A 25,585-nucleotide genomic window follows, 5' to 3' on the forward strand; every position below is an offset into this window, starting at 1 on the left:
AAAATGCGCCACCGCCCCGCTACCAGGCAACATGCCCAATGACAGGCTTTTCAGACGCCCTCTAGGAGCCGTATACCTCCAGCTCATAGATACGTGTTGCGGGGTCACTGCTCTGGGTGGGAGCGGCGTTCAACCTGACGTAGCGGGCAGTGCGGGCAGCGATCGGGTGTGTGGTGACGTCCGCGGTGTTGTCCGAGACCGTCACCGCTGTCGTCCAGGTCACGCCGTCCGGCGACGTCTCGATCGTGAACGCCCGCGTGTTGTACGAGGCCGGTTCACCGCCGACGCCGGCGTGCCTGACAGTGAAGCTCCTGACCGACTGCACGGATCCAAGATCCACCTGAAGCCAGGACTGCGATGCCTTGGAGCAGAATTTGTCGGAGTTCCCGCCGGACACCGACCCGTTGAATGCCTTGTCCACCGTCTCCGTGGCCGAGCACGGAGCCGATCCGGTCGCCGGCTTGTTCAACGCCAGGTTTACCGAAGGCTTTGTTGCGCTGTTGACGGAGGGCGGTGCGTCGCCGGCACCTGTGCCCCAGGTGCCTGGTGCGCCGGACAGGGTGTACCCGAGGTTGCCGCCGTGGGCGATGTCAGCGTGAGACACCCACGTCTTGGTGAACGAGTTGCCGCCGAGCACCGCACCCGTTATGTAGCGGTTGGTGTCGCTGACGTTGGGTGCGCTGATCCACAGGTTGCCGCCCTGGGTGGCCCCGTACGAGCCGATCGTGACTCTCGTCTGGTCGAACTGCGGGGTGCTGATGCCGTAGAAGTTGGCGCCGTTCATCAGCGGATATATGCCGAGGGATGAGAAGACGTACCAGGCGGACATGGTGCCCAGATCGTCGTTGCCGGTGACGCCGTCGGGGGCGTTGGTGAACAGCGTGAAGGCGGCCCGCGTCACGGTGGCCGTCTTGTACGGCTGTCCGGTGTACAGGTACATGTACGGGGCCAGCAGGTCCGGTTCGTTGTTGGGGTTGTAGGTCTTGAAGCTGTAGTAGTCGTAGGCTCCGTTGACCCACTTGGTCCTGGCGGCTTGGGACGGGTTGGCCAGCAGGTCGTTGTAGGCGAAGAACTCGTCCAGCCGGGAGTTGGCGCCGGCCTTGCCTCCCAGGAGGCCGATCAGGCCCGTCGGGTCCTGCGGCACCAGCCACTGGTACTGGTAGGCGCCGGCCTCGTGGAACTGGTGTGCCCCGTCAGTGGGGTTGTAGGGCGAGACCCATGCGCCGTCGCTGTTGCGGGGCCGGAAGAATCCCAGGGAGTTGTCGAAGAGACTGCGGTAGTTCTGGCCGCGTGCGGCGAGGGTGTTGGCGTCGTCGCTGTGCCCCAGAGCCCTGGCCATGATCGCCAGGCTTGCGTCGGCGACTGCGTACTCCAGTGTGGCCGACGCGGGGTGTTCGCAGTCCTTGTCGTATTCGTTATTGGGGGTGCACGTCATGCCGCTGGCAACGTATCCCCGCGACTTGTAGGAGGAGTTGCCGTTGCGGCCGTTGAGGCCAATGCCACTGGGCGGTGTGCCGGTGGCGTTCTTGAGCAATGCTTGGTACGCCTCTTCCTCGTGGCCGCTGAGCAGTCCGCGGGACCAGAGGTCCACCAGGAAGGGGGTGACCGGGTCACCGGTCATCGTGTTGGTCTCGGTGTTGTACAGCGACCACCGTGGTAGCCAGCCGAGTTCCTTGTCGACCGCGAGCAGTGACAGGCCGTAGTCGCGGGCGACGGTCGGCTCCAGCAACGCGACGAGCTGGTTCTGGGCACGGTAGGTGTCCCACAGCGAGAACGTCTGGTAGGGGGTGTATCCCACTGCGGTGTGAGGGGTTTTGTCGAAGCCCATGTAGCGGCCGTCGACGTCGCTTTGCACGTTGGGGTGCAGGAGTGAGTGATACAGGGCGGTGTAGAAGGATGTCTGACGGTCGGTGGTGCCGCCGTATATATCAATCTTGTGCAGCTTGTTGTTCCATGTGTCGTGGGCCGCTTGCTGGATCTTGGTGAAGTCGAAGCCCGAGGCGTCAGTCTCCGTCGCCAGATTGCGGCGGGCTCCGTCGATGCCCGTGTAGGACAGGCCGAGCTTGACCGTGACATCGCCCGTTCCGGTGCCGAAGCTCACCCAGCCGCCCCGAGCGCCGGCACCGCTCGTCTCACGGGTGCCCGCGTTGAGGGTCGACCCCGACCAGGTGCCGAAGGAGGTGAAGGACCGGCTGAACTTCGCGGAGAAGTAGGCCGTGTAGGCCGGTGAGCTGCCGCAGAAGTCCTTCGTGCTGACATAGCCCTCGACCGTGTCACTGCCGACGACCGACAGCTTCGAGTCGCTGGCCCCGTTGCGATTGCCCTTGACCTCACCGGTGTTGACGAGCACGTTCGCGGCAGCACCTGCGGGGAAGGTATAGCGCTGCCAGCCGGTGCGCATGGTAGCGGTCAGCTCGGCCTTCACGCTGTTCGGCATGTCAACGGAGTAGTAACCCGGTGTCGCCTTTTCCTTGCCGTGGTCGAACGCCTGTCCGTAGAGGGAGGGGTCGACGGAAGTGACGGCTCCTGTGGTGGGCATGAACGGGATCTGGGTTCCGGCATTGCAGCCGACACCGGACAGGTGGGTCTGGGAGAAGCCTCGGATCTTCGTGTGGTCGTAGTTGTAGCCGACGCCCGAGCCGGTGTCGGGGCTGACCTGCACCATGCCGAACGGCAGGGTGGCTCCGGGGAAGGTGTTACCCTCCGTCTTGGTTCCGATCAAGGGATTGACCACCGTGGTCAGATCGTACGGCGGCGCGTCGGCCGCCGAGGCTGCCGGGGTACCTGTTCCCGCCAGGGCCAAGGCGACAAGGGCTGTGCCGGTCACTGCGGCGAGGAACGAACGGCCGAGTGATCTCAGACCCTTTGCCTGTGGACGGTGGGCGAGGCGATGGAACATCGCGCTACCTTTCCTGTGTGACAACGTTGTCAGATGCACGGGGACTGGGCGTCAGCGCCGGAGTACCCGCGCACTTCGCCCACCCCGGCAAGAGAGTCAGTTCTTGACCGAGCCGGCCATGAGGCCGCCGATGAACCATCGGCCGAGGACGATGTATACGAGCAGCGTCGGGAGGGAGGCGATGAGGGCGCCGGCCATCGAGGCGGCATAGTCCGGCGACTGGGCGCCGGCCAGGGCGTTGAGTGCGATCGTGATGGGGCCGTTGCCCGTGTTCGACAGGAAAATGGCGAACAGGTAGTCGTTCCAGGCTGAGGTGAACTGCCAGATGACCGTGACGACGAAGCCAGGCGCGGAGATCGGGAGGATGACCGAGGTGAACGCGCGGAGCAGGCCCGCACCGTCGATCCGGCAGGCTTCGATCAGCTCCATCGGAACCGTCGTCGCGTAGAAGTTCCGGAAGATCAGCGTGCAGATCGGGATGCCGTAGACGCAGTGGACGAAGACCAGCGTTGGGATGCCCGGTGGCAAGCCGACCTCGTGGACTATCTGCCGCAGCGGGATCATGACGGCCTGGTAGGGAATGAACATCCCGAAGAGGATCAGCGTGAACACGACATCCGCACCGGGGAACCGCCAGCGCGACAGCACGAACCCGTTGGCCGCGCCCAGCAACGAGGAGATCAGAGCGACCGGTACCGCCAGCTCGAAGGTGCGGACGAACGAGGGCCGCAGCGAGGTCCATGCCTTCTCCCAGGAGGAGAACGTCCAGTGCTCAGGCAGGTTCCACTGGCCGTTGACGCCGATCTCCTGACCGGACTTGAGACTCGTCACGATGAGGACGTAGGCCGGCATCAACACGAGGGCCATGAAGAACAGAAGGAGGGCGAAGGTGGTGAAGCGCGCGATCGGCGACCGGCGCCCCAGTCCGTATCGGGCAACGTGGGCCGGTCCTGGCGCGTGGTCGGCCGGAGTACGGGTGATGGTACTGGCGGTCATGATGAGCGGCGCTCCACCCGGTTGTTGTAGATGAGGTAAGGGACGATCACGAGTGCCACGAGGAACAGCAGGATGATCGAGATCGCGGCAGCCTTGGCGTAGTCGCTGGTAAGCAGGGTCTGCCACACGTAGACGGCGGGGACCTCGGTGATCCACTGGGCGCCGGAGACCGACATGATGAGGTCGAACATCTTCATCGACATATGGCCGAGGATGATCAGGGCCGACAGAGCGGTAGGCGTGAGCTGCGGGAACAGTACGTACCTGTAGAGCTGGTAGCCGGTGGCGCCGTCGACCGCCGCTGCTTCGCGCAGTTCGGAGGGGATGCCGCGGAAGCCGGACAGGAACAGCGCCATGACGTATCCGGAGAGCTGCCAGATGGCGGGCAGGGCCATGGCGGCCATGCCCCAGTCGGGGTCGGTCCACCAGGGGTTCTCGAGGAAGCCGAGGTGGAGGCCCGAAAAGACGCGGTTGAGGCCGCCTGCGGCGTCGCCGGTACCGGAGTTCATCAGCCAGCGCCACACGACACCGGACGCCACGAAGGAGACCGCCATGGGAAAGAGATATATGGCGCGGAAGAGACCCTCACCGCGCACACCGCGGTCGAGGAGGAACGCCCACAGCAGCCCCATGAGCAGTGCACCACCCATGAACACGACGGTGAACGTCAGCAGATTCCCGAGTGAGTGGACGAACCGGTCGTTGATGTCATCGGTGAACAGGGCCGTGAAGTTGTCCAGGCCCGCGAAGCCTTTGCTTCCCATCGCGTCGTGCTCATCGCTGACGGCCAGCTTGGCGGTCCAGCCGATCAGCCCGTAGACGAAGATCGCAAGCAGGACGAGCGACGGTGAGAGCAGGACGAGCCCCGACCCCCACCAGGGGTACGGTGCGCGCCTCGGGCGGGGCTTGGCCCGCTTCCCGTTTGTTTTCATCGGGTGGTGATCCTCTGTGTGGGTCGCCCGGCGAGCCGAGCTGCTCCAGATCGGAGTGAGCGGGGCACACGGGCCAAGCCTGTATGCCCCGCCACGCCGATCACATCACTGAGCCGCGAACTGCTTCGCCGCGGCGACGAGTGCACTTTGCAGGTTGGCGACGTCTCCGTCGCCGGAGAACTTGCCCTGCGCCGAGTTGACCGCGCCCTGCCAGCCCTGCGAGCACGCCGAGCCGTGCGGGCAGGACGGTACGGGGACGCCCATGACCCAGTCGCCGATCGCAGACTGCTGATACGGCGGGTAGTCGGAGGCGACAGCGTCCGTGCGGGCCGGGATGGAGCCCTTCTTGGTGTTGAACGCCTTCTGCCCTGCCGCGCTGCCGAGCGTCTTCAACCAGCACTTGGTGCCCGAAGGGTTCTTGGCACCCTTCGGCAGGACGAAGGAATCGGCGAGCCACTGGTAGGCGTTGCCGTTACCCGGGAACGACGAGTAGTTGTAGTCCGTGAAGCCCTTGGTGTCGAGGTCGGCGGCCGCCCAGTCGCCCATCAGCATGTAGGCGGCCTTGCCTTCCATGACGAGCTTCTCGGCGTCGGTCCAGTCGAAGGTGTCGCGGTCCTTGTTGGTGTAGGACAGCAGCTTCTTGTAGTCGTTGATCGCGTCGGTGACAGCGGAGCCGGCCCAGTCGGTCTTGTTGTTCCACAGACCGATGAACTTGTCCGGCCCCAGGTCGGAGATCAGGACAGCCTCGAACAGCATCTGCTGGGTCCAGTCCTTGCCCAGAGCGAGAGGAGCCGCTGTGCCCTTGGACTTGAGGGTGTCGAGCTGGGTGAAGAACTCCTGCAGCGTCGTGGCCGGATTGGTGATCCCGGCCTTGGACAGGACGGTCTTGTTCCCCCACAGCACGTTCGCGCGGTGGATGTTCGCCGGGACCGAGTAGATCTTTCCGTCCACGGTCAGGCTGTCGATGAGGCCCTTCGGGAAGGCCGAGGTCAGGCCCCACTCCTTGTATTCGGAGCTGAGGTCCTCGATCTGCCCGTTCTTGATGTAGTCCGACAGTTCGGCACCGGCGTGCGCCTGGAAGGTGTCCGGTGGATCGTTCTGCTGCAGCCGCGAGGCCAGCACTTGCTTGGCGTTGGCGCCGGCACCGCCGGCGATCGCGCCGTTCTCGAACTGGTATTGCCCGCAGTCCGTCTTGAACTGCGAGACCAGGCCGTCCAGGCCGGCTTTCTCGCCGCCATCGGCCCACCAGGTGAAGACCTCGACCTTCTTGCTGCCGTTACCGTCATTGCTGGTGCCGCCGTCGCCGTCATCGGCGCCACAACCGGTGGCTGTCAGGGTCAGGGCCAGGCCGGCCGCGGCGATGGCTGCACGGGTGCTGAGACGCATCGGTCCTCCAATGGTTCAGGGGGTGATTGTTGCGGGGAACTCAATTGATGGCGGCTTCAGCCTGACTCTTTTGCGGGCCCAGCCAATTCGCGTGTATCGATTCAGAACTCAGCGGCCACGCCGCCCGGAGGCGTGCGATTCGTTGTTGTCGTCACCAGCCCGCTCGGCGTCCCTGTTCCAGCCGGACGGTGTGATCGAGAGGGCCGGTGACGTCAACTTTCGTCGCTGGTCAGGTGCGGCTCATCCAAGCAACTCCCATTCGGCGAGCTGCGTTTCCGCTGCGCCGTGGTTGGCCGTCACCTGAAGTCGGTATCCCGAATAGGCGTTGCTGTTATTGATGACGAACGCCCGGGTCTGCCGCCGGTCGGAGAAATCGATGTTGGTCCGGGTGTCCAGCGTGACCCAATTGATCCCGTCGAATCCCTGCAGCGTCCAGCTCTTGGGGTCTCGGCCGGGGTAGTCGTTCGCCGAGGTCAGTGTGTACTGCTTGACGACGGTGTTACTGGAGAGCTGGGACGTCAGCGTGGCGGTGTTCTGGAAGGCCAGCCACTTGGTGAGCGAGGTGTCGTCGACCAATTTGTCCTTGGTCTCATTGGGCGCGTTCTCTCCGCTTACGGTGATCGTGCTCCCGGTGGTCTTGTCCACCAGCGGTTGAGGTTTGGCGTTGCTCGCGGTGATGGAGGGCGGGATGTCGGAGGCCCCCGTGCCCCATGACGACGGCGTGGGCCCCATGGTCAAGGTCAGTTTGCCGCCTCCGGCGATTTGGCCGTGAGTGATGAAGTTCTTTGTGTAGGGCACGCCGTCGAGCGTGGCGCTCTGTATGTAGCGGTTGGTGTCGCTGACACCGGGTGCCTCGACGGTGAACTTCTGGCCGCTCTCCAGGGTGATGGTGGCCTTCGGGTGGAGGGGCGCGCCGATCGTGTAGTCGAGGCTGCCCATCCGCGCCGGGTAGAAGCCGAGGGCACTGAAGATGTACCAGGCGGACATCTGGCCGTTGTCCTCGTCTCCGAGGTAGCCGTTCCCGGTGCCGGCCCCCGAGTTGTAGAGCTTCGTGAGGACGTCACGGACCTTGTCCTGCGTCTTGGCCGGTTTGCCGGCGTAGTTGTACATGTAAAGCATGTGGTGGATGGGCTCGTTGGAGTGGGCGTACTGGCCCATATTGGTCTCGTAGGCCTCCCGCATCTCGTGGATCGTCCCGCCGTACGAGCCGGTCAGGTAGTCGCGCGACGCCGAGAACACCGCATCGATCTTGTCGCTGAGCTTGTCCCGGCCGCCGTAGAGGTTGGCCATGCCCTGCGGATCCTGCGGCGCCGCCATCGCGTAGTGCCACGGCGCACCTTCGGTGAACTCATAGCCCCACTCGTTGGGCTTGAAGTCCGAGCCGGTTTTGCGCCAGTTGCCGGCCTTGTCCTTGCCGTGGAAGAACCCGGGCGTGCCGGTCGAGTCGGTGTTGGCATTTATGTCGAAGAGATTGGCGTAGTCGAGGCTCCGGTTCTTGAAGTAGGCGGCATCCTCCGTGAAGCCCAGCGCGCCGCCCATCTGCGCGATGCCGAAGTTGTTGTTGGCGTCCTCCAGCGTCCATGACGCCGACTCTGGCACCACGTCCGTGGGCACGTAGTGCTTGAAGGTGGAGACCTCGATACCCTTGCGGCCCTTCGAAACCGAGCCGGAGTAGGTGCTGGCGTTCCTCACCATGGAGGCGTACGCCATCTGGTAGTCGAAGTTGCGCACGCCCTTCATGTAGGCGTCGGCGAAGGCCAGGTCCTGGTTGGTGCCGACCATGATGTCGATGTAACCGGGGCCGGTCCACCGAGGCGTCCAGCCACTGTTCAGGTAGGCGTTGGCCATGCCGTCGAGCATCTGGCCGGTCTTCGTCGGCGTGAGCAGTGTGTACAGCGGCCAGACCGCTCGCGCGGTGTCCCAGAAGCCGTTGTTCACATACATCTGCCCACTGTGGACGGTGCTGTCGTAGGGGCTCATGTACTTGCGGACCCCGTTGACCATCTCAGACCTGTTGTTCGGGTACATGAACGCGCGGTACATGCAGGAGTAGAAGGTGGTGAGCCGGTCGTCCGAGGCGCCCTCGATCTGCACGCGGCCGAGCTCCCTGTCCCAAAGGTTCGCCGCCGACTCCTTCACTGTGTCGAAGGAGTTGGTGCCGACCTCCTGGTTCAGATTGGCCGTCGCCTGGGCGACGCTGATGAAGGAGGTGGCCATTTTGAGCGTCACCACCTCGCCGGGGTCCGTGAACCGGATCCAGGAGGTCACGCCCTGCCCGCTGATGCTGCCGGACGCGGCGATCGCCCTGTCTACCGTCGCGTAGAAGTAGACCTTCTGTCCGTGCTGAACGATATCGCCGGAGATGGTGCGCGCCGCGGTATCGATGTTGATCGAGCCGGTGGCGCTGTCGACGGTGTCGAAGAGGATGGCCGAAGCCTTGTCCGTCCCCCCGGGATACCAGAACCGCATCACCCCGGCGTGGTCGGTCGGCGTCATTTCAGCCATGATGTCGGAGGTGTCGAGGCGCGTCTTGTAGTAATGCGCTTTTGCGACCTCGTTGGCGTGGCTGAATGTCGATTTGCGCGCGTCCGGCGTCGACTTCGCCGAGTCCACCGAGCCGGTCATCGGCATCACCTGCAGCTGCCCGTAGTCACCGATCCATGGGCTCGGCTCGTGACTGATCCCGAAGCCCTGCACGGTCGAACTGCCGTACTTGTAGAGCCAGCTGTCGCTGTTGCCCTCGGTGATGGGGGTCCAGAAGTTGAAGCCGTTCGGTACCGTGCTGCCGGGGAAGGTGTTGCCACGCGAGAAATCGGGGGTGGAGTTGGAACCCCGCCGGGTGTCGACGTAGTCCGAGAGCCGCTTCGCGGGAACGGCGCCGGCCGCCTTGATCTCGATGTCGTCGAAGAAGCCGCGGAAGGTGCCCGTCTGCGCCGGGTGATCGTAGCCGATCAGAATGCGGTCGATGGTCTTCCCCGCATTCTTGTCCCCGATGGCCGAAGTGATGTGATTCCACTGGTCGAACTGAAGTTTCCCGCCCTGTCCTTGGTATCGAGGATGCAGCGGCACGCCGTACTGGTCGACCGCGCCGGAGTCACGCAACCAGGTGCCGTCGGTGAAGGCCATGTCGACAGCAACGTCGAGGTGCTTGCCCTGCGGGTAGACCCAGTACGAGAGGGTGCTGGTGGCGCCGACGGGGATGTCCACGTCGAAGACCTTGTTGTAGGAGTACGACGAGTCGTCACTCTGGTCGTTGCCGGAATACATCAGTGCCGACGACCCGGTGTGCGCTTGTTCCGTGCGCGGACTGCTCTGCATCGCGGTCAGGCCGCAGCAGAAGCCGCCGATATTTTGGCTTATCGCGACGGTGTCCAGCCAGGTCGGTTGCGGATCTCCGGATTCGAAACCGGAGGAGAAATCGCCGGAGCCGGCGACGGCGGGCGTCGCCGTCACAACAGTCAAGGCGGCGGCCAGCAGAGCCACCACCGCCAACCAGACAGAAACCAGGCGAGGTTTCGCATTTATGGACATTTCAGGAACCTGCCATCAAGAGGGGCGGGCGGACCGCATCGCCGCTGGGCCGACGAGTGGGATGCAGGGGAGCGAGCTCAACCAGCACGAAGATGACGTCGTTGCCATAACGTGATGACAACGATGTCAGAGGGGTGAAGTACCTCACTGCGGAGGTAGATTGTCAAGAGGTGTGCCGTTCAGAAACTCGTCGCGGCCGGTCAGGCCGCGTGTCTGTACTCATTGAGCAGGCCGCCAAGTACACGCTTCTCGAGTAGCCGATGCGTGGTTACATGCCGGACGCTGTTCGGATGCCGCTGGGACCACCGGCGACCGATCGGCGGTGTGGCGTGACGTACGGACATGGCGACCCTCCATAACCGTGCTTTGCAGCAGGGATGTCTGGAAGAAGGATGGTCTTGGGGGGTACGTTCAGGGGCCGGAAAAGTACCTGTTTGGATACGCGTTCGCCGGGTACGTAGTCCGCACGGCCGTTCCAAGATCAGTGATCTACTCAGGTTGGACTCATGGTTGCCGTTTCGGCGATCTTGGTTATGTCCAGGGTCGGTCCGGTCTCGGCGAGGACGCCCTCGATCAGCTCGGGTCGTCCAGCGCCCCAGGCACCAGTGATGCTCCGCACCGCCGCCCCGAACTCGGCCCGATACTCGGCCAGCAGCACGGGCTCGCTCGCCCCCGCCTCGGGGTTCTCCCCCCGCCGGCCACCGGTACACCGACCACGGCCACGGCACCTCACAGGCATGGAAGTTGAGGCTCCGTCAATCTACTTGATCTTTCACTTCACGCTTGAGGTTCGATGCCCCCCGCCTGGGGCGTCGAATTGCCTCCACAGCAGCCCGAGGGTTCGTACCCCGTTACCTTTTTCGTGGCCCCGCAATGGGGCTCCTGGCCCCCAGGTCCGGCATGACTGTTCGCCCCGTTACCGCCGTAGCAGCCGAGCCCCTACGGCGGGCCCAACCGGCCTCAGCAAGCGGCCACCGGATCCCCTGAGGTGAGGTGATATGTCGCACGGGAATCGAGCAGCAGCGGGATCAGTTCGCGCTGGGACTGCCGCAGTGGTACGAACGCCCCCTCGCCGTCCGGTCTCGACGCGACGCCGTGCAGGGCCAGTTCGTCCTTGACGCCCGCGTACTGGGCGGCGTCGAGGCGGTAGCCGCAGGGCGGGTCCTTCAGGGTCTCCTCCGGGGTTGCCGGATCATTGTCGGCGCCACCCAGATACACCGGGCCACGGTCTCTCCATCCGGCCAGCCGGGCCGCGGCGGTCACCGCCTCGATCCGGCCGCGTCGTTCGTCGGCGAAGGCCAACAGTCCGCTCAGAGCGTCCAGTTGGCTGCCCACCCGACGGCGGTTGTTCAGCGCGGGATCGGCCTTCTCCTCGGGTGTCCTGGGGTCGACACGGCTCTCGATGAGCAGTCCCAGCGCGTTCTTGATGCCCGAGGCATTGCGCAGGATGCGCTCCTGGCCGTCGCCCGTGGTCTGCTTGATCGGATCGCCGGTGACCGGGTCGGTCCAGATTCCGTAGGTGCCCGTACTGAGGCCGCCTTCATGTGCGGCCGGGCGGACATAGTCCCGCGAGAGCGTCTGCGACTCCTCGTGGACCTTGGCGTCCGTGTTCAGGTTGCGCGGCCAGAGGTCGAACAGATCCTTGTCGTAGTACGGAGGGGTCGCACCGTACTCGTGCAAGTCGTAGACCACGTCCGGGCGTTGGTCCCGGATCACCGCGGCCGTCGCCCGCGCCTCGGCGGTTTTCAGGGCGATGTGGTCGCGGTTGATGTCCACGCCGTCGGAATTCTCGCGGGTGCCGGCGGCCCGTCCGTCCGGGTTGGCGGTGGGGACGACGAGGATCCTCGTACGGGACAGCAGTCTGCGGGTGCCGCCGTCCCTCGCGTACGCGAGATCGCGGATCGTGGTCAGACAGGCTTCCCGGCCCGAGGGCTCGTCTCCGTGCTGCGTGCAGACCAGCAGCACGGTGTTCGGCGCGTGCCGGGAACCGATCCGTACGAGCTGGAGCGGCCGGCCCTGCTTCGTCGTACCGACCCGGACGACCGAGACCCGGTCGCTTCCCCGGTCGACGGCGGCGAGGAAGGTCTGCTCCTCCGGCTCGCCGGTCCAGCGTGCGCCCTTGCTGGTCTCGAAGCCGGTCCGCGGCACACTGTGCGCCGCCTGAGCCGGAGCGGAGACGAACGGCAGCGCGAGCGCAGCGGCCGTGACCGGGAGCGCCAGGGCGCGGATACGGGGGATCATCGGCCGCTGCCTCCCGGGATCGGGCGGACCCTGCGAGGCTCGGCGACGCCGCGCGGGCGCGACTCGCTCGGGGCGGCGGACGCCGTGGCGCCCGCGGTGGCACGTACGAAGGCGGGAGCGCCGCCGACGATCGGCAGCTTCGCCGCGGTACGTGCCAGATCGAGGGTGAGCGCCGGGGTGCTCGCGGGCGGGTCGATCAGATCCCTGTCCGTGCCGCCGACGATCAGCGCGAGCCGGTGCCCGGCCGGGACGACATGGTCACTGGCATGCAGATCGAGCGTGATGATGTAGGCCGTTCCGGGCGTCAGCGGGCGGCCCTTGCCGTCGGAGGCGTAGTTGCCGAGATCGGCCCAGCCGCGGCTGAAGACCGTGTAGTCGACGGCGGCCGTGCGCGGCTTGGTCTCCTTGAAGCAGGAGCTGTCGCCCGCCGTGCTCGCTCCCCAGCAGCTGCGTTCGGTGAGAGTGGTGATCCCCTCGCCCGCCGCCGCGTAGTCGCGGATGGTGTCGGGCCCCAGGTCGACGAGGACCGCGGAGAGATGGGCGCTGGTGGTGGACGGGGTCGCGGTGATTGTCACCTTGGAGGAGCCGGAGATCCGCAGATCGCGGCCGAGCGGCTTGGTGAGGAAACCGGCCTTGCCGGGGGTCGAGGTGTCGATCGCCGCGGCCCAGTCGGTCTCGTCCAGCGTCCGGTCGTCGGTGAACGTCTCGGTCGCGCCCGGGCGTGCCGGGGACAGCGCGAGGGTGCCGACGCCCGCGGCTGCGCCCTTACCCGGCCGGAGGCTGGTGGTGGCGGTGGCCCGTGGCGGCCAGACCCGGTCGGTGGACCACTGGTCGGGGGCGCGCTCGATGTCCGCCATCGGCTCGCGGTCGATGCCGTTGTCGTAGCCGAGGAGGTAGTGGTCGAACCAGCGGTGCAGGGTCTTGGTCCACTCGGCCCGTCGGAAGTCGAACGGGTCGACGTGCCCGGTCTGCGAGAGCCACACCTTGCGCTCCACGCCCCGGTCGGCGAGGGCGTCCCACCACTGGCCGAAGTTCTTGGTGCGGACGTTGAGGTCCTGCATGCCGTGCACCGCGAAGACGCTGGCGCGGACGTGGTCGGCGGTGCGGACGTAGTCGCGCTCGCTCCACAGCCGGGTCAGGTCACCGGTGCGCGGGGCCTCGTCCACCAGCCGCTTCTGGACGGCCTGGCAGTGGGCGCGGGCCTCGGGGCTCTCGACATAGCCGGAGAGCCACTCGGGGCCGGAGTCGTAGAGCGGGGCGCCCTTGGCGAAGTAGTAGTCGTACCAGGAGGAGATGGCGGCGATCGGGACGATCGTCTTCAGCCCCTCGACTCCCGTCGCGGCGACGCCGTTGGCGATGGTGCCGTCGTAGCTCTTGCCGATCATCCCGGTGTCGCCGTTGGTCCAGCCGGCCCGGGCGCGTTCGCCGCCGGTGCGGGTGGTGTAGCCGCGGGCCCTGCCGTTCAGCCAGTCGACGACGGCCTTCGCGGACTGGATGTCGGAGCGCCCGCCGACATCCACGCAGCCGTCGGACCGGTTGGTGCCTGCCAGGTCGACGGCGACGAAGGCGTAGCCGCGCGGGACGAAGAAGTTGTCGTAGTAGAGCGGGAACTGGACGACGTTGCCGTTCGCGTCGTAGGTCTTCTTCTGGCTCTCGTTGCCGCGTCCGCAGCAGGAGTAGTACGGACTCGCGTCCATGATCACGGGGATTTTCCGGCCCTGCTGCGCGGGCTCACGCGGCCGGACGACGTCCACGGCGACACGGTCGGTCTTTCCGTCTCCGTCACCGTCGAGCCTGGTGTCCACCCACACGGACTCGCGGACCGCATTCTCGTACGAGTAGACGGGCCTGCTCTCCTGTAAGGACGCGCTCTGGGCGCCCGTCGGGGCCAGGGTCATGACCATCAGGGCGGCCGAAGCCGCCACCACCAGCGATCTGCACGTCAAGCGGGTGCCCCGCGCGCGTATCGGCATGGGCGGAAGGTACTCCGGCCGACTCTCCTGCGACAGAGGGCAATCACGGCATCAAAGTGGCGACTGGGACACCCGGGTTCATGTCGGCCGAATGGCGGTCGCATGAAAGGCCGAGCTTCGCTCCTGACTGCGGGCTCGGGTCTGCATAGGCTCCAATCGATCACCACCCCCCACGACTTGGAGCATCCGTGCACCGCAGACTCATCGTCCCGAGCGCGCTCGCGGCCTCTCTTGTGCTGGCGATCCCGGCATCGGCCGCCGACTTCGAGCCGGGCGCACCGGGCATCGGCGACCCCTACTACCCGGCCAGCGGAAACGGCGGATACGACGTATCCCACTACGACCTGAGGCTCACGTACCAGCCCACGACCGATCTGCTGAAGGGTACGGCGACGATCCTCGCCACGACGAAGCAGAATCTGAGCCGCTTCAACCTCGACTTCGGTCTGAAGGTGAACGAGGTCAGGGTCAACGGCAAGAAGGCTGCCTTCTCCAAGGAGGGCGAGTCGGAGCTGGTCATCACCCCCGCCGCCCCGCTGGAGAAGGACAGTCATGTCTCAGTGGTGGTCCGTTACGCGGGCAAGCCCTCCGAGCTGAGCATCGGCGGATACACCGCATGGCACCGCGCCCCGGACGGCGGCGTCGCGGCTCAGGAGCCGGACTCGGCCGTGTGGTGGTTCCCGAGCAATGACCATCCTCTGGACAAGGCCACGTACGACGTCTCCGTCTCGGTGCCGGACGGCACCCAGGCCATCAGCAACGGCGTGCTGCAGTCGCAGAGTTCTAAGCTCGGGTGGACCCGCTACAACTGGCGCTCCAACAAGCCGCAGGCGTCGTATCTGGCCACGCTCGCCGTCGGGAAGTTCGACATCACGACCGACAAGACGGCCGACGGACTGCCGATCCTCAACGCGTACAGCAAGGATCTGGGCGACAACGCGGGGGCGGCACGTGCGAGCGTCGAGCGGACCGGGGAGGTCGCCGAGTGGCTGACCGGGGTTTTCGGTCCGTACCTCTTCAATGCGCTCGGCGGCTATGTCCCGAACGTGAAGAGCGGCTACGCGCTGGAGACGCAGACCCGCCCGTTCTACAGCCCGCGACAGTTCGCGAACGGCGCCAATGCCTCCGTCGTCGTCCATGAGCTGGCCCACCAGTGGTACGGCGACAGCGTCTCCGTCGACGGCTGGAAGGACATCTGGGTCAACGAGGGCTTTGCCCGGTACAGCCAGTGGCTGTGGTCGGAGAAGGAAGGCGAGGGCACCGCGCAGCAGCTCGCGGACTGGGTCTACGCACAGCACCCGGCCGACGATGCCTTCTGGACGGTCAGGCCGGGCGACCCGGGCGCGGACAAGCAGTTCGACATCGCCGTGTACGACCGGGGTGCGCTGGCGCTGCAGGCGCTGCGCAGCGAGGTCGGCGACAAGGACTTCTTCGCGATCCTCAAGGGCTGGCCGGCCGAGCACGCCTACGGCAACGCCAAGGTCGGCGACTTCGTGAAGTTCGCCGAGAAGATCTCCGGCAAGCCGCTGGCCGGGTTCTTCGACACCTGGCTCTACCAGCCGTCGAAGCCGGGCGCCCCGGCCGCGGCCGGGGCGCGCATCGCGCGGGCGGACGTGAAGCCCACCCGGCCCGCGTCGTGGAGGAAGATCGCCGCGACGAACTCGGTCCACGATCACGACCACCACTGAGGTGCCCACCTGCGGCGCCGCTGTCCCGAGCCGGGGCGGCGGCGCTGCTCGGCTAGGGTGGGAGCGCTCTCAGCCGCCGCCGGGACCCGATATCCTGAATGTCCCACGCGGCTGAAATGACGCAGACGAGGAGCGCCCGCCTTGCCCGAGCAGACCACTGGGTCACGCCCCACTCTTGAAGCCGTCGCCGCCCGCGCGGGTGTCTCACGGGCCACGGCATCGCGGGTCGTCAACGGCGGAGCGGGAGTCAGGCCGCCGCTGGTCGACAAGGTGCGCCAGGCGGTCGAGGAGCTCGGTTACGTACCGAATCACGCGGCCCGCACCCTGGTCACCCGGCGCAACGGCGCGGTCGCGGTGATCATCGCCGAGCCGGAGTTCCGCATCTTCTCGGACCCCTTTTTCGAGCAGCAGGTGCGCGGAATCAGCCGTGAGCTGGCGGCGCACGACTCCCAGCTGGTGCTGCTGTGGGTGGAAGGTCCCGGGGACTACGACCGGATCGACCGCTATCTCGGCGGAGGCCACGTCGACGGCGCGCTGGCCTTCTCGCTGCACAACGACGACGAACTGCCCTCCATCATCAGCCGGGTGAAGGTCCCGACCGTGTTCGGCGGCCGCCCGGGCTGGCCGGGCGCTGCCGCCGAGTCCGCCGTCCCGTATGTGGACTGCGACAACCGCGGGGGCGCACGTGAGGCCGTGCGGTATCTCGTCTCCCTCGGCCGCGAGCGGATCGCGCACATCGCGGGCCCGCGCGACCAGACCTCCGCGACGGACCGGATCGACGGCTACCGCGACGTTCTGCTGGACGCGGATCCCGGCCTTGTCTGCCAGGGCGACTTCACCGCGGAGAGCGGCGCCCGGGCGATGGCCGAGCTCCTCGACCGTCGGCCCGAGCTGGACGCCGTCTTCGCCGCCAACGATCTGATGGCGTCGGGTGCCCTGCGGACGCTGCGTGAGCGGGGACGGCGCGTGCCGGAGGATGTGGCGCTGGTCGGTTTCGACGACATGGCCTCGGTAGTCGAGTCGACCGATCCTCCGCTGACGACGATCCGTCAGGACATTGAGGGAATGGGCCGGTTGATGGTCCGGCTGCTGATGCGCCTGCTGAACGAGGGCGAGCCGGGCTCCGGCGCCCCCACTTCCGTGATCACCCCGACGACACTGGTGCGGCGGGCCTCGGCCTGAGCGACCTGGGACCCGCCGCACACAGTATGGTCAGCTGTAGGGGATCACCAATACGGACGTGCCCGTACCGGTCTGGAGCCTGGACGGGCCGTTGCCGATGGCGCTCCACACCTCAAGACGTACGGTGCCGCCGCTCAGGTTGCCGAGGCTTCCAGTCGCCGCCTTCAGCCCCCGTGACTGCGCGTACTCCTCCCAGCCGGTGACCGGATCAGTCGCGAAGTACTGATAGGTCTCCGCCCGGTCGAAGCTGCCGTCGCCCGTGAAGTCGTAGCTGATACGGGCCTGCTGGCCGAGGCCGACCGTGCTGTCCGCGTCCAGCTGGAGGCGGAACGCGGTCGCCGCACCCGGGGTGAGGGTGCCGTTGACGTTCCTGATCTCGTAGACGAGCGGCTGGTGCGGAGTGCCGTCGTAGTTTGCGCCGCCCGCCGAGGCGATCGTGTCACTGCCCGCCGTGCCGTCCGTCGCGGTCGTGAGCACTCCTCCCGTACGGAGCTGGAAGGTATTGCCCGTCGGCGGCTCGGGGTCGGGATCCGGGTCCGGGTCCGGGTCCGGGTCGCCTCCCCCGGTGCCCGTGCCCGTCGCGGTCGAGCGCGCAGGGACGGAGAGCGTCTTGCCGTCGGAGAAGGTCACCGTGAGGGCCGTGGCGCCGTAGTTGTGCGCGGCGTAGGTCCGCACGGTGCCCTTGGTGAACACGGCGGAGCTCGGGATGTCCCCGGTCACCGTCGCGTCGGGTGCGCCGAGCGTGTCCAGTGTCGTGATCCAGTGGTAGGTGTGCGCCTTGGACTCGCCCTGCTCGGGGGTGTAACCGGCGTTGTCCGCATCCCACTTGGCCTTGGCGGTCGCCGGGTCGGCGAACGACTGGAACTCCCAGAGGATGTCGCGCCATTCGACGGCCGGGCCGCCGTTCTCCCGTTCCATTTCGGCGATATTGCGGCGGATCGCGGTCTTGTCGCCGCCCAGATGGAGTGAACCACCCGTCACCGGAAGGGCGTTGATGCCGTGGATCTCCTCGGGGTTGGCGGTCCACCAGGTGGCGTACGCCGCGCCGCTGCCCCACACCATGCCGGCCGTGTCATGGCCGAAGGAGGACGGGAAGACCTGCTCGTCGGCGTCGAACCAGTACTGGGCGATCGCTTCGGACTCGGTGGTGAGGAGATACGTGCCGAGGTCGCGCAGCGTGTCGTCGCCGGTTGCCGATCCCCACAGCACAAGGCCCGCGCTGAGGTTGGTTGACTCCGATGACGACTCCTGGTTGTTGCCCGCGGCGAAGCCCTGGTGCCCGGAGGCCCAGCTGTGGCCCGCGTACACATCGAAGCCGCGCAGGAAGGGGAAGGCAGCGTCGGTGCGGCTGGGGTTGACCGCGTCCCGAACCAGGGTCTTCACCATGCCGCCCCAGGCGGAGTCGGCGGCCCAGGCCGGGTCGTACTGGGCGACGACCGCGGCCGAGTGGACGTAGTAGCCGTAGTGGAAGTGGTGGTCGTTGAGCTCGGTGTCGCTGCCGTACGAGGCCGGGTAGCCGGTGAGCGTCTTCCATTCCTTGTCGTACGAGAACTCGTTCGCGCCCCCGGCGGTGAACCAGTCCTGGAGCTTGCCCTTCATCAGGCCGATGAGCTTGTCGCGGGTCGCGGTCTCACCGATCTGGTCGGCGAGCGGCACAAGCTGGGCGAGCTGCCCGAGCACCTTTCCGGTCCAGTAGGTGTCGGTGTAGTTCTTGAACGGGTTGGGGTCGTTCGCGACCTGGTCCAGATAGCCCTTCAGCCGGGCCTGGTCGACGGCGCTGGTCTTCGGCAGGCCGGGCAGGACCGCCGACGCCTTCTGGCTGGTGGTGAAGGAGTCCGCTTCGCGGACCTTCATGGTGCCGCGCGGCGAGACGTAGGTGTACGGGGTGAGCGGGTCGGCCGTGTGCAGCCACTGGTGGCGGTAGAGGGCCTGGAGCGTTCCGCGCTCGGTGCCCTCCTTGGCCTCGGTGGTCAGGCTGTAGGTTGCCTGGACGGTGCCGCCGGTGTAGCTCCAGGTGGCCTTGGATCCGGTGACGAAGCTGTAGGCGTACTTCTTGTACGTCGCGAGCGCGTCGGTGGAGGGCAGCACGGCGAGCGAGAAGTAGTCCTTGTCGCCGAGGCCCGCGGTGATCGTGGAGCCGGAGACGGTCCAGTCGCTGCCCGTGGGGGCGAACAGCGCGTAGTGGTGGCCGGCGACGGTGATGCCGAGGACATTGCCCTGGTCGGCGAAGACCGCGGGTGCGGCGGCGGTGGTGATCTGGGCGTTGGCGCCGGTGCCCTTGGCGTATACGAACGGCAGGCCGTGGCCGATGGTCGTGCGCAGGGTGCGAGTGCCGTCCGACCAGTAGGGGGTCACGGTCCAGTCGGACCAGTCGTCGGCCCTGGTGTCGGGCGAGTTGAGGCCGGTGAGACCGAGCGTGAGGTCCCGCGTGTGTGCGTACTCGTACTGGCGGCCGCCGCCGACGATCGCCGGGGTTGTCGGATAGCCGATGTCGAGTCCGCCGGCGGTGGCCTGGTAGGTGAGCGGGTGGCCGTACATGGGGGTGGAGTACGGGTTGTCGCCGTAGCGCTGGAAGGCGAGCGAGGACCACCAGTCGTTGGTGGGTACCGGCTTGTCCTTGGCTGCGGGGGTGACCTTGGGGGTGACCGGCGCACCGGTGTTGGTGGTCGGTCCTGACGTACCGGCGGGGCGGGTGTCGGAGTAGCTGCCTGAGCCTACGGGGACGGTTGCGGCCGCCGCCGGGGAGGCGGCCGGGCCCAGACCGAAGGCGGCCAGGGCGGTGACCAGGACCAGCGCGGCAGCTGGTCCGGTGCGGATGGCTGGCATGGACGGCACCTCGAAGTCATCAAGGGGAGGGTGACTGAGAGCGCTCTCAGATGTCAGGAACGTAAAACTCCTGAAACAGAGCTGTCAATAGGCAGGACACAGGCGGGAGTTGACAGAGGGCCCAATCCGTTATGCGTTCGGGACTTGACGGGGCCACCGCCTCCGGGGCACGCTCCAGGCGCAACTTTGAGAGCGCTCTCAACGCGTTCTCGCTCCACCGAAGCCAAGGGAGGCTTCCCATGCCCATCGCCCGAGCCGCCAAAAGGGCCACCGTCCGCCTGGGTGCGGTCGCGCTCGCCGGGGCACTGCTCACCGCGTGTGGATCCGGCTCGACCGGTGGATCCTCCGACAGCGCGGGCGGCAAGGTCACGCTCACCGTCGACCTGTTCGGATCCTTCGGTTACAAGGAGGCCGGGCTGTACGCGGAGTACGAGAAGCTCCACCCGAACATCAAGATCAAGCAGAGCGACACCGAGGACGAGCAGGACTACTGGAAGTCGCTGCAGACCCGGCTCGCGGGCGGTGGCGGCCTCGCAGATGTGCAGGGCATCGAGGTGGGCCGGATCGCCGCCGTCACCCAGCAGCAGGCCGACAAGTTCGAGGATCTGAAGAAGTACGGCGCCGACAAGCTCAAGGACCAGTTCGCCGAGGCCAAGTGGTCCGCGGCGACCGGCAAGGAGGGCCAGATCCTGGGGCTGGGCACCGATGTCGGCCCCGAGGCCATGTGCTACCGCACCGACCTCTTCAAGCAGGCCGGACTGCCCACCGACCGCACGCAGCTGGCTGCAAAATGGTCCACCTGGGACGGCTATCTGGCGCTCGGCAAGGAGTACAAGAAGAAGGCCCCGGCCAAGAGTGCCTGGGTGGACAGCGTCGGCAGCCTGTACGCGATCATGGTCGGCCAGCAGAAGGAGCGGTACTACGACGCCTCCGGAAAGCTGATCTACGAGAACAACCCGGCGATCAAGGCCGCCTGGGATGCTTCCACCGAGGCCGCGCAGGCAGGACTGAGCGCCAAGCTCGACCAGTGGTCACCCCAGTGGAACCAGGCCTTCTCCGCGGGCTCCTTCGCCACCATGCCCTGCCCCGCCTGGATGCTCGGCTACATCAGAGGCCAGGCCGGCGACGCCGGCAAGGGCAAGTGGGACGTCGCCAAGCTGCCCGCCGGGGCGGGCAACTGGGGCGGCTCGTATCTCTCGATCCCGCGCGCGGCCGAGCACAAGAAGGAGGCGTACGAGCTGATCCAATGGCTCACCGCAGCCGAGCAGCAGGCCAGGCTCTTCACCAAGCAGGGCAACTTCCCCTCCTCGACCGGTGCCATCGCCAAGGTCGCGGCCGCCAGGGACCCGTACTTCTCGAACGCACCGATCGGCCAGATCTTCGGCGACGCCGCCAAGGCCGCACCGGTCCAGGTCCTCGGGGTCCACGACAAGAACGTCGCCGACCAGATCACCAACGCGCTGAGCGAGGTCGAGCGCAAGGGCACGTCGCCCGACAAGGCCTGGTCAACCGCGAAGAAGAACGTGGAGAACGCGACCGGCTGACCTCCTGGTGCCCCGACTCCGAAAGGCCGGTCCTCGGCACCCGGCCGGGCCGGCCTTTCGGTTCCACGTCTGCAACTACTCATTGAAGGGCCGCACCGTGACCCTCACCGCCACCGCACATCCGGTGACCCCCAGTCCCGGGGCCCGGCCGTCGGCCGCGCTCAGGACCTGGCGCACGCTCTCGCCGTACGCCTATATCGCCCCGTTCTTCACGCTCTTCGCCGCCTTCGGTCTCTTCCCGCTGATCTACACGGCCTTCGTCTCGCTCTACCGGGTCGAGCTGCAGACGCCCGGCCGGATGGAGTGGCGGGGCCTCGGCAACTACACCGCGCTCTTCGGCGACGAGATCTTCTGGACCGCGCTGCGCAACACCTTCACCATCGGAGTGCTCTCCACCGTCCCGCAGCTGGTGATGGCACTGGGTCTGGCCCATCTGCTCAACTACCGGCTGCGCGGCCGGACTTTTCTGCGCACGGCCATGCTGCTGCCGTACGCGACGAGCGTCGCCGCCGCGACCCTGGTCTTCGCGCAGCTCTTCGGCCGCGACTTCGGGCTCATCAACTACGTCCTGTCCCTGGTCGGCTTCGACCCGGTGGACTGGCAGGCGGGCACGGTCTCCTCGCAGATCGCCGTCTCGACCATCGTGATCTGGCGCTGGACCGGCTACAACGCGCTGATCTATCTGGCGGGCATGCAGTCCATCCCGAGCGAGCTGTACGAGGCCGCCGCGATGGACGGCGCCTCGCGCTGGCGGCAGTTCTTCCATGTGACCCTGCCGGGCCTGCGTCCCACGATCCTGTTCACGGTCGTCGTCTCGACGATCGGCGCGACCCAGCTGTTCGGTGAGCCGCTGCTGTTCGAGGGCTCCATCTCCGGCGGTATCTCGCACCAGTACCAGACGCTCGGTCTGTACATGTACGAGCAGGGCTGGGGCTTCTTCCATCTGGGCCGCGCCGCCGCCATCGCGTGGGTGATGTTCCTGCTGATCCTGGTGCTCGTGGGGGTCAACGCCCTGATCGCGCGCCGCCGTTCGATCAAGGAGGCCGGCCGATGACCGCGCTCGCCGCCCCGCCGGCAAAGCCGCCCGCCGGGGGCGCCCGGCCCGCGCGGTCCCCGCGCGGCAGGAGGAACCGGGCAGGGCGCACGATGCAGGGCGGCAGGCTCGCGTACGCGATGCTGATCCTCGCCGTGCTGATCTCGGCGTTCCCGTTCTACTGGACGATTGTCGCCGCCAGCCGCTCCAACGCCGATCTCGCGAAGGTGCCTCCGACGCTGCTGCCGGGGTCGAATCTGTTCCGCAACTTCGAGGCGGTGACGGAGGAGGCCGATATCGGCAAGGCGCTGCTGAACTCCTTCATCGTCGCCGGCTCGATCACCGTGGGCACGGTGCTGTGCTGCACGCTCGCCGGATTCGCCTTCGCCAAACTGCGCTTCCGCGGCCGCGGCGCACTGCTCGCTGTCACGGTCGGCACGATGATGATTCCGCCGCAGCTCGGTGTGATCCCGCTGTTCATGCTCATCGCCAAGCTGCAGTGGGTGAACCAGTTGCAGGCCGTGATCCTGCCGGGCCTTGTCTCCGCATTCGGGGTGTTCTTCATGCGGCAGTACCTGGTGCAGTCGCTGCCGGACGAGCTGATCGAAGCGGCCCGGGTCGACGGCGCGTCGACCGCCCGGATCTTCTGGTCGATCGTGGTGCCCATCGCCAGGCCTGGTATGGCGGTGCTGGGGATGCTGACCTTCATGGCCGCGTGGAACGACTTCTTCTGGCCGATCGTGGCGCTCTCCTCGCAGGAGCCGACCGTACAGGTCGCGCTGCGCCAGCTCGGCGGCGGCTATGTCCACGACCAGTCCGTGATCATGGCCGGCACCCTGCTGGGCACGCTCCCCGTGCTGCTCGTCTTCGGCCTGCTCGGCCGGCAGATCGTCGGCGGCATCATGCAGGGCGCCGTCAAGGGCTGACCACTCTCTTGCTCCACCGCCATCTCACTTTCCGGGAGTTCTTTCCTCATGACCGCACTCGACGCACGCCCCGGCACGACGACGGAGCTCCGCTTCCCGGCGGGTTTCCGCTGGGGCACCGCCACCGCCGCCTACCAGATCGAGGGCGCCGCCGCGGAGGACGGCCGTACCGCCTCGATCTGGGACACCTTCAGCCGCACGCCCGGCAGGGTGCGCAACGGTGACACCGGCGACATCGCCGCCGACCACTACCACCGCATGCGCGAGGACGTCGCGCTGATGAAGCAACTCGGCGTCACCGACTACCGGTTCTCCGTCGCCTGGCCACGGGTCCAGCCGACCGGGCACGGTCCCGCCGTCCAGAAGGGCCTGGACTTCTACCGGCGGCTCACCGACGAGCTGCGGGACGCGGGCATCCGCCCGGTCGCCACCCTCTACCACTGGGATCTGCCGCAGGAGTTGGAGGACGCGGGCGGCTGGCCGCAGCGCGAGACCGCGCAGCGGTTCGGCGACTACGCCAGGATCGTGGCAGAGGCGATCGGCGACCGTGTGGCGACCTGGACCACACTGAACGAGCCGTGGTGTGCGGCCTTTCTCGGCTACGGCTCCGGGGTCCACGCACCCGGGCGCACCAGCGCGAGCGCCTCGCTGCGAGCCGCCCACCACTTCAATCTCGCGCACGGCTGGGCGGCGCAGGCGCTGCGCGCGTCACCCTCCGGCTCCGAGATCTCGCTGACGCTCAACCTGCACGCGGTACGTCCGCTCACCGGCTCGGAGGCCGACCAGGACGCCGCCCGCCGTATCGACGCCGTCGCCAACCGGATCTTCCTCGACCCGGTGTTCCATGGCCGCCTTCCGGAGGATCTGGTCCGCGACACGGCCGCGGTGACCGACTGGTCCTTCGTCCAGGACGGCGATCTTGAGGTCGTCTCCACGCCGATCGACTCCCTGGGCATCAACTACTACTCCCCCACGGTCGTGGGCGCCGGCACCTCGGAGGCTCCCTCGCCGTGGGCCGGCGCCGAGGAGCATGTGCGCTTCCTCCCGGCGCCGGGCCCGCGCACGGCGATGGACTGGCCGGTGGACGCCGAGGGTCTGTACGAGCTTCTGATCCGCCTGCGGGACGATCTGCCGGGTGTGCCGCTCTTGATCACCGAGAACGGCGCCGCGTACGACGATTACGCCGACCCGTCCGGCGACGTCCACGACCCGGAGCGGGTGGAGTATGTGCGCACCCATCTCGCCGCCGCGCACCGGGCGATCGCCGACGGCGCGGATGTGCGCGGCTACTTCCTGTGGTCGCTGCTCGACAACTTCGAGTGGGCGTACGGCTACAGCAAGCGGTTCGGCATCGTGCATGTCGACTTCGCGACCCAGCGCCGTACGTTCAAGGACAGCGCCCGCTGGTACGCGGATGTGATCGCACGCGGCGGACTGACCGGCTGAGCCCGGCGGACCGCCGCGCCTGGCGCGCGAACGGGAGGTAGCGCAGTCGCTCGGGGAGTACGGGAACCACCACCCGTACGACCCGGGCGAATCTGCGCAGGGCCCGCTCCTGCTCCACGGTCCACTGCAGACCGATCGCGTCGCGCGCCTCGGGCGGCATCAGCCCGATGGTGAGGAAGCGGCGGAAGCGGACGAAGGAGGGGAGCAGCATCGGCCAGAGCATCGCGAGCAGCGCCCTGACGGGCAGCGGCCCGCGGTCGGGCGGCGGCAAGGTCACGTCGAGGGCTGTCAGTTCGCGGACGACGGCCGTCTCCTCCACCTCCTCGGTGAGCCTCCCCCGGAAGTACGGCCAGAACTCCTCGACCGTCCGCGGCATCTCCCGCTCCTCGATGCCGAGGATCCGACCGACCTGGAGCCACTCGGCGTACAGCTGCCGCTCCTGCGCCTCGGTGAGCGGGCGCGCCAGATGGCGCAGCGCGTGCTGGAAGACGGGGAAGCCGGTGGCGTGGACCCAGGAGTAGCACTCGGGATCCAGCGCCTGATACGGGCGACCGCGGGAGTCGGTGCCCCGGATCGGCCGGTGGAGCTCGCGGAGCCTGCGCCCCTCTTCGGCCGCCGCCTCGCCTCCGTACACCCACAGCTGGAGCGAGCGCAGGGAGCGCTCGCCGCGGCCCCAGGGGTCGCTGCGGAAGACGGAGTACTCGTCGACGCCCGCGGCGACGGCCGGGTGGGCGACCTGTAGAGCCAGGGCGGCGGGCAGCATGAGCAGCTCGCGGATGTCGCCGACGACGGACCACAGCACTCCGCCGGGCGGCGGCGGGAGGGGATCTGCCACGGCCCCGGTCATGTCCACCATCGTAACTTTTAGGGGGTCGGGCGTGCTGGAGTTGGTGTGATCGTGCGGCTGCGGAAAGAAAGTGGGCACCTGGTCATTACCAGGAGGTAACTCTGGCTGATTTGATGTGCGGCGCCGGTCCTACCC

General features: G+C 67.2%; 16 protein-coding genes. 6 read left to right on the top strand and 10 right to left on the bottom strand.

Features of this window, described 5'->3' with window-relative positions; all coding sequences use genetic code 11:
• Nucleotides 1-61: 61 nt before the first annotated feature.
• The 8 genes from FBY35_RS05545 to FBY35_RS05575 all read right to left on the bottom strand — a co-directional run bounded on the left by FBY35_RS05545 (nt 62) and on the right by FBY35_RS05575 (nt 13,958).
• Complete coding sequence (locus FBY35_RS05545; RefSeq protein WP_142212705.1) at nt 62-2,899, bottom strand: GH92 family glycosyl hydrolase; 2,838 nt, start codon at nt 2,897-2,899, stop codon at nt 62-64.
• Nucleotides 2,900-2,995: 96 nt separating this feature from the next.
• Complete coding sequence (locus FBY35_RS05550) at nt 2,996-3,895, bottom strand: carbohydrate ABC transporter permease (protein ID WP_142212706.1); 900 nt, start codon at nt 3,893-3,895, stop codon at nt 2,996-2,998.
• Nucleotides 3,892-4,827: a carbohydrate ABC transporter permease gene (locus FBY35_RS05555; RefSeq protein ID WP_142212707.1), complete on the bottom strand. Its 936-nt coding sequence runs from the start codon at nt 4,825-4,827 to the stop codon at nt 3,892-3,894. Before FBY35_RS05555 ends, FBY35_RS05550 begins: the two co-directional genes overlap by 4 nt.
• A gap of 105 nt (nt 4,828-4,932) precedes the next feature.
• Complete coding sequence (locus tag FBY35_RS05560) at nt 4,933-6,213, bottom strand: ABC transporter substrate-binding protein (protein ID WP_142212708.1); 1,281 nt, start codon at nt 6,211-6,213, stop codon at nt 4,933-4,935.
• A 240-nt stretch (nt 6,214-6,453) separates the two neighbouring features.
• Nucleotides 6,454-9,696, bottom strand: a complete 3,243-nt coding sequence (locus tag FBY35_RS05565) for a GH92 family glycosyl hydrolase (protein ID WP_222123108.1) — start codon at nt 9,694-9,696, stop codon at nt 6,454-6,456.
• Between the two features lie 541 nt (nt 9,697-10,237).
• Nucleotides 10,238-10,402 carry a hypothetical protein gene (locus FBY35_RS36045; protein WP_222123109.1) on the bottom strand — a complete coding sequence of 55 codons (165 nt, stop codon included), beginning with the start codon at nt 10,400-10,402 and terminating at the stop codon, nt 10,238-10,240.
• Between the two features lie 302 nt (nt 10,403-10,704).
• A complete protein-coding gene (locus tag FBY35_RS05570; protein WP_142212710.1) occupies nt 10,705-11,985 on the bottom strand; it encodes a M14 family metallocarboxypeptidase in 1,281 nt (426 codons plus the stop codon).
• Complete coding sequence (locus FBY35_RS05575) at nt 11,982-13,958, bottom strand: Xaa-Pro dipeptidyl-peptidase (RefSeq protein WP_142212711.1); 1,977 nt, start codon at nt 13,956-13,958, stop codon at nt 11,982-11,984. The genes FBY35_RS05570 and FBY35_RS05575 overlap by 4 nt, the downstream gene beginning before the upstream one ends.
• A gap of 188 nt (nt 13,959-14,146) precedes the next feature.
• On the opposite strand from FBY35_RS05575, the gene FBY35_RS05580 reads away from it, so the two are divergent.
• Together FBY35_RS05580 and FBY35_RS05585 are read left to right on the top strand one after the other, a co-directional pair.
• On the top strand, nt 14,147-15,646 hold the full coding sequence (locus FBY35_RS05580; RefSeq protein WP_142212712.1) for a M1 family metallopeptidase: 1,500 nt from the start codon (nt 14,147-14,149) through the stop codon (nt 15,644-15,646).
• A 141-nt stretch (nt 15,647-15,787) separates the two neighbouring features.
• The gene (locus tag FBY35_RS05585) at nt 15,788-16,828 is read left to right on the top strand and encodes a LacI family DNA-binding transcriptional regulator (protein ID WP_142212713.1); all 1,041 of its coding nucleotides are present in this window, start codon (nt 15,788-15,790) and stop codon (nt 16,826-16,828) included.
• Between the two features lie 30 nt (nt 16,829-16,858).
• Here FBY35_RS05585 and FBY35_RS05590 read toward each other — a convergent pair whose 3' ends face one another.
• Nucleotides 16,859-19,654 (bottom strand): glycosyl hydrolase, encoded by a 2,796-nt coding sequence (locus FBY35_RS05590; RefSeq protein WP_142212714.1) that lies wholly within the window; start codon nt 19,652-19,654, stop codon nt 16,859-16,861.
• 239 nt (nt 19,655-19,893) lie between these two features.
• Here FBY35_RS05590 and FBY35_RS05595 point away from each other — a divergent pair, with 239 nt between their 5' ends.
• The 4 genes from FBY35_RS05595 to FBY35_RS05610 all read left to right on the top strand — a co-directional run bounded on the left by FBY35_RS05595 (nt 19,894) and on the right by FBY35_RS05610 (nt 24,603).
• Nucleotides 19,894-21,198 carry an ABC transporter substrate-binding protein gene (locus FBY35_RS05595; RefSeq protein WP_142212715.1) on the top strand — a complete coding sequence of 435 codons (1,305 nt, stop codon included), beginning with the start codon at nt 19,894-19,896 and terminating at the stop codon, nt 21,196-21,198.
• Between the two features lie 97 nt (nt 21,199-21,295).
• Nucleotides 21,296-22,252 carry a carbohydrate ABC transporter permease gene (locus tag FBY35_RS05600; protein WP_142212716.1) on the top strand — a complete coding sequence of 319 codons (957 nt, stop codon included), beginning with the start codon at nt 21,296-21,298 and terminating at the stop codon, nt 22,250-22,252.
• Nucleotides 22,249-23,157, top strand: a complete 909-nt coding sequence (locus FBY35_RS05605; RefSeq protein ID WP_142212717.1) for a carbohydrate ABC transporter permease — start codon at nt 22,249-22,251, stop codon at nt 23,155-23,157. Before FBY35_RS05600 ends, FBY35_RS05605 begins: the two co-directional genes overlap by 4 nt.
• 48 nt (nt 23,158-23,205) lie before the next feature.
• On the top strand, nt 23,206-24,603 hold the full coding sequence (locus tag FBY35_RS05610; protein WP_142212718.1) for a GH1 family beta-glucosidase: 1,398 nt from the start codon (nt 23,206-23,208) through the stop codon (nt 24,601-24,603).
• Here the strand turns inward: FBY35_RS05610 and FBY35_RS05615 are convergent.
• Entirely contained in the window at nt 24,545-25,450 is a 906-nt protein-coding gene (locus FBY35_RS05615) for an oxygenase MpaB family protein (protein ID WP_142212719.1), read from the bottom strand. The two genes, FBY35_RS05610 and FBY35_RS05615, sit on opposite strands and share 59 nt — an antisense overlap.
• Between the last annotated feature and the right edge of the window lie 135 nt (nt 25,451-25,585).

Source organism: Streptomyces sp. SLBN-118, from assembly GCF_006715635.1.
Lineage (GTDB): Bacteria > Actinomycetota > Actinomycetes > Streptomycetales > Streptomycetaceae > Streptomyces.

Coding starts and splice junctions, on each gene's coding strand:
- FBY35_RS05545 (WP_142212705.1), bottom strand. CDS start 2,899: ATGTTCCATCGCCTCGCCCACCGTCCACAGGCAAAGGGTCTGAGATCA.
- FBY35_RS05550 (WP_142212706.1), bottom strand. CDS start 3,895: ATGACCGCCAGTACCATCACCCGTACTCCGGCCGACCACGCGCCAGGA.
- FBY35_RS05555 (WP_142212707.1), bottom strand. CDS start 4,827: ATGAAAACAAACGGGAAGCGGGCCAAGCCCCGCCCGAGGCGCGCACCG.
- FBY35_RS05560 (WP_142212708.1), bottom strand. CDS start 6,213: ATGCGTCTCAGCACCCGTGCAGCCATCGCCGCGGCCGGCCTGGCCCTG.
- FBY35_RS05570 (WP_142212710.1), bottom strand. CDS start 11,985: ATGATCCCCCGTATCCGCGCCCTGGCGCTCCCGGTCACGGCCGCTGCG.
- FBY35_RS05575 (WP_142212711.1), bottom strand. CDS start 13,958: ATGCCGATACGCGCGCGGGGCACCCGCTTGACGTGCAGATCGCTGGTG.
- FBY35_RS05590 (WP_142212714.1), bottom strand. CDS start 19,654: ATGCCAGCCATCCGCACCGGACCAGCTGCCGCGCTGGTCCTGGTCACC.
- FBY35_RS05595 (WP_142212715.1), top strand. CDS start 19,894: ATGCCCATCGCCCGAGCCGCCAAAAGGGCCACCGTCCGCCTGGGTGCG.
- FBY35_RS05605 (WP_142212717.1), top strand. CDS start 22,249: ATGACCGCGCTCGCCGCCCCGCCGGCAAAGCCGCCCGCCGGGGGCGCC.
- FBY35_RS05610 (WP_142212718.1), top strand. CDS start 23,206: ATGACCGCACTCGACGCACGCCCCGGCACGACGACGGAGCTCCGCTTC.
- FBY35_RS05615 (WP_142212719.1), bottom strand. CDS start 25,450: ATGACCGGGGCCGTGGCAGATCCCCTCCCGCCGCCGCCCGGCGGAGTG.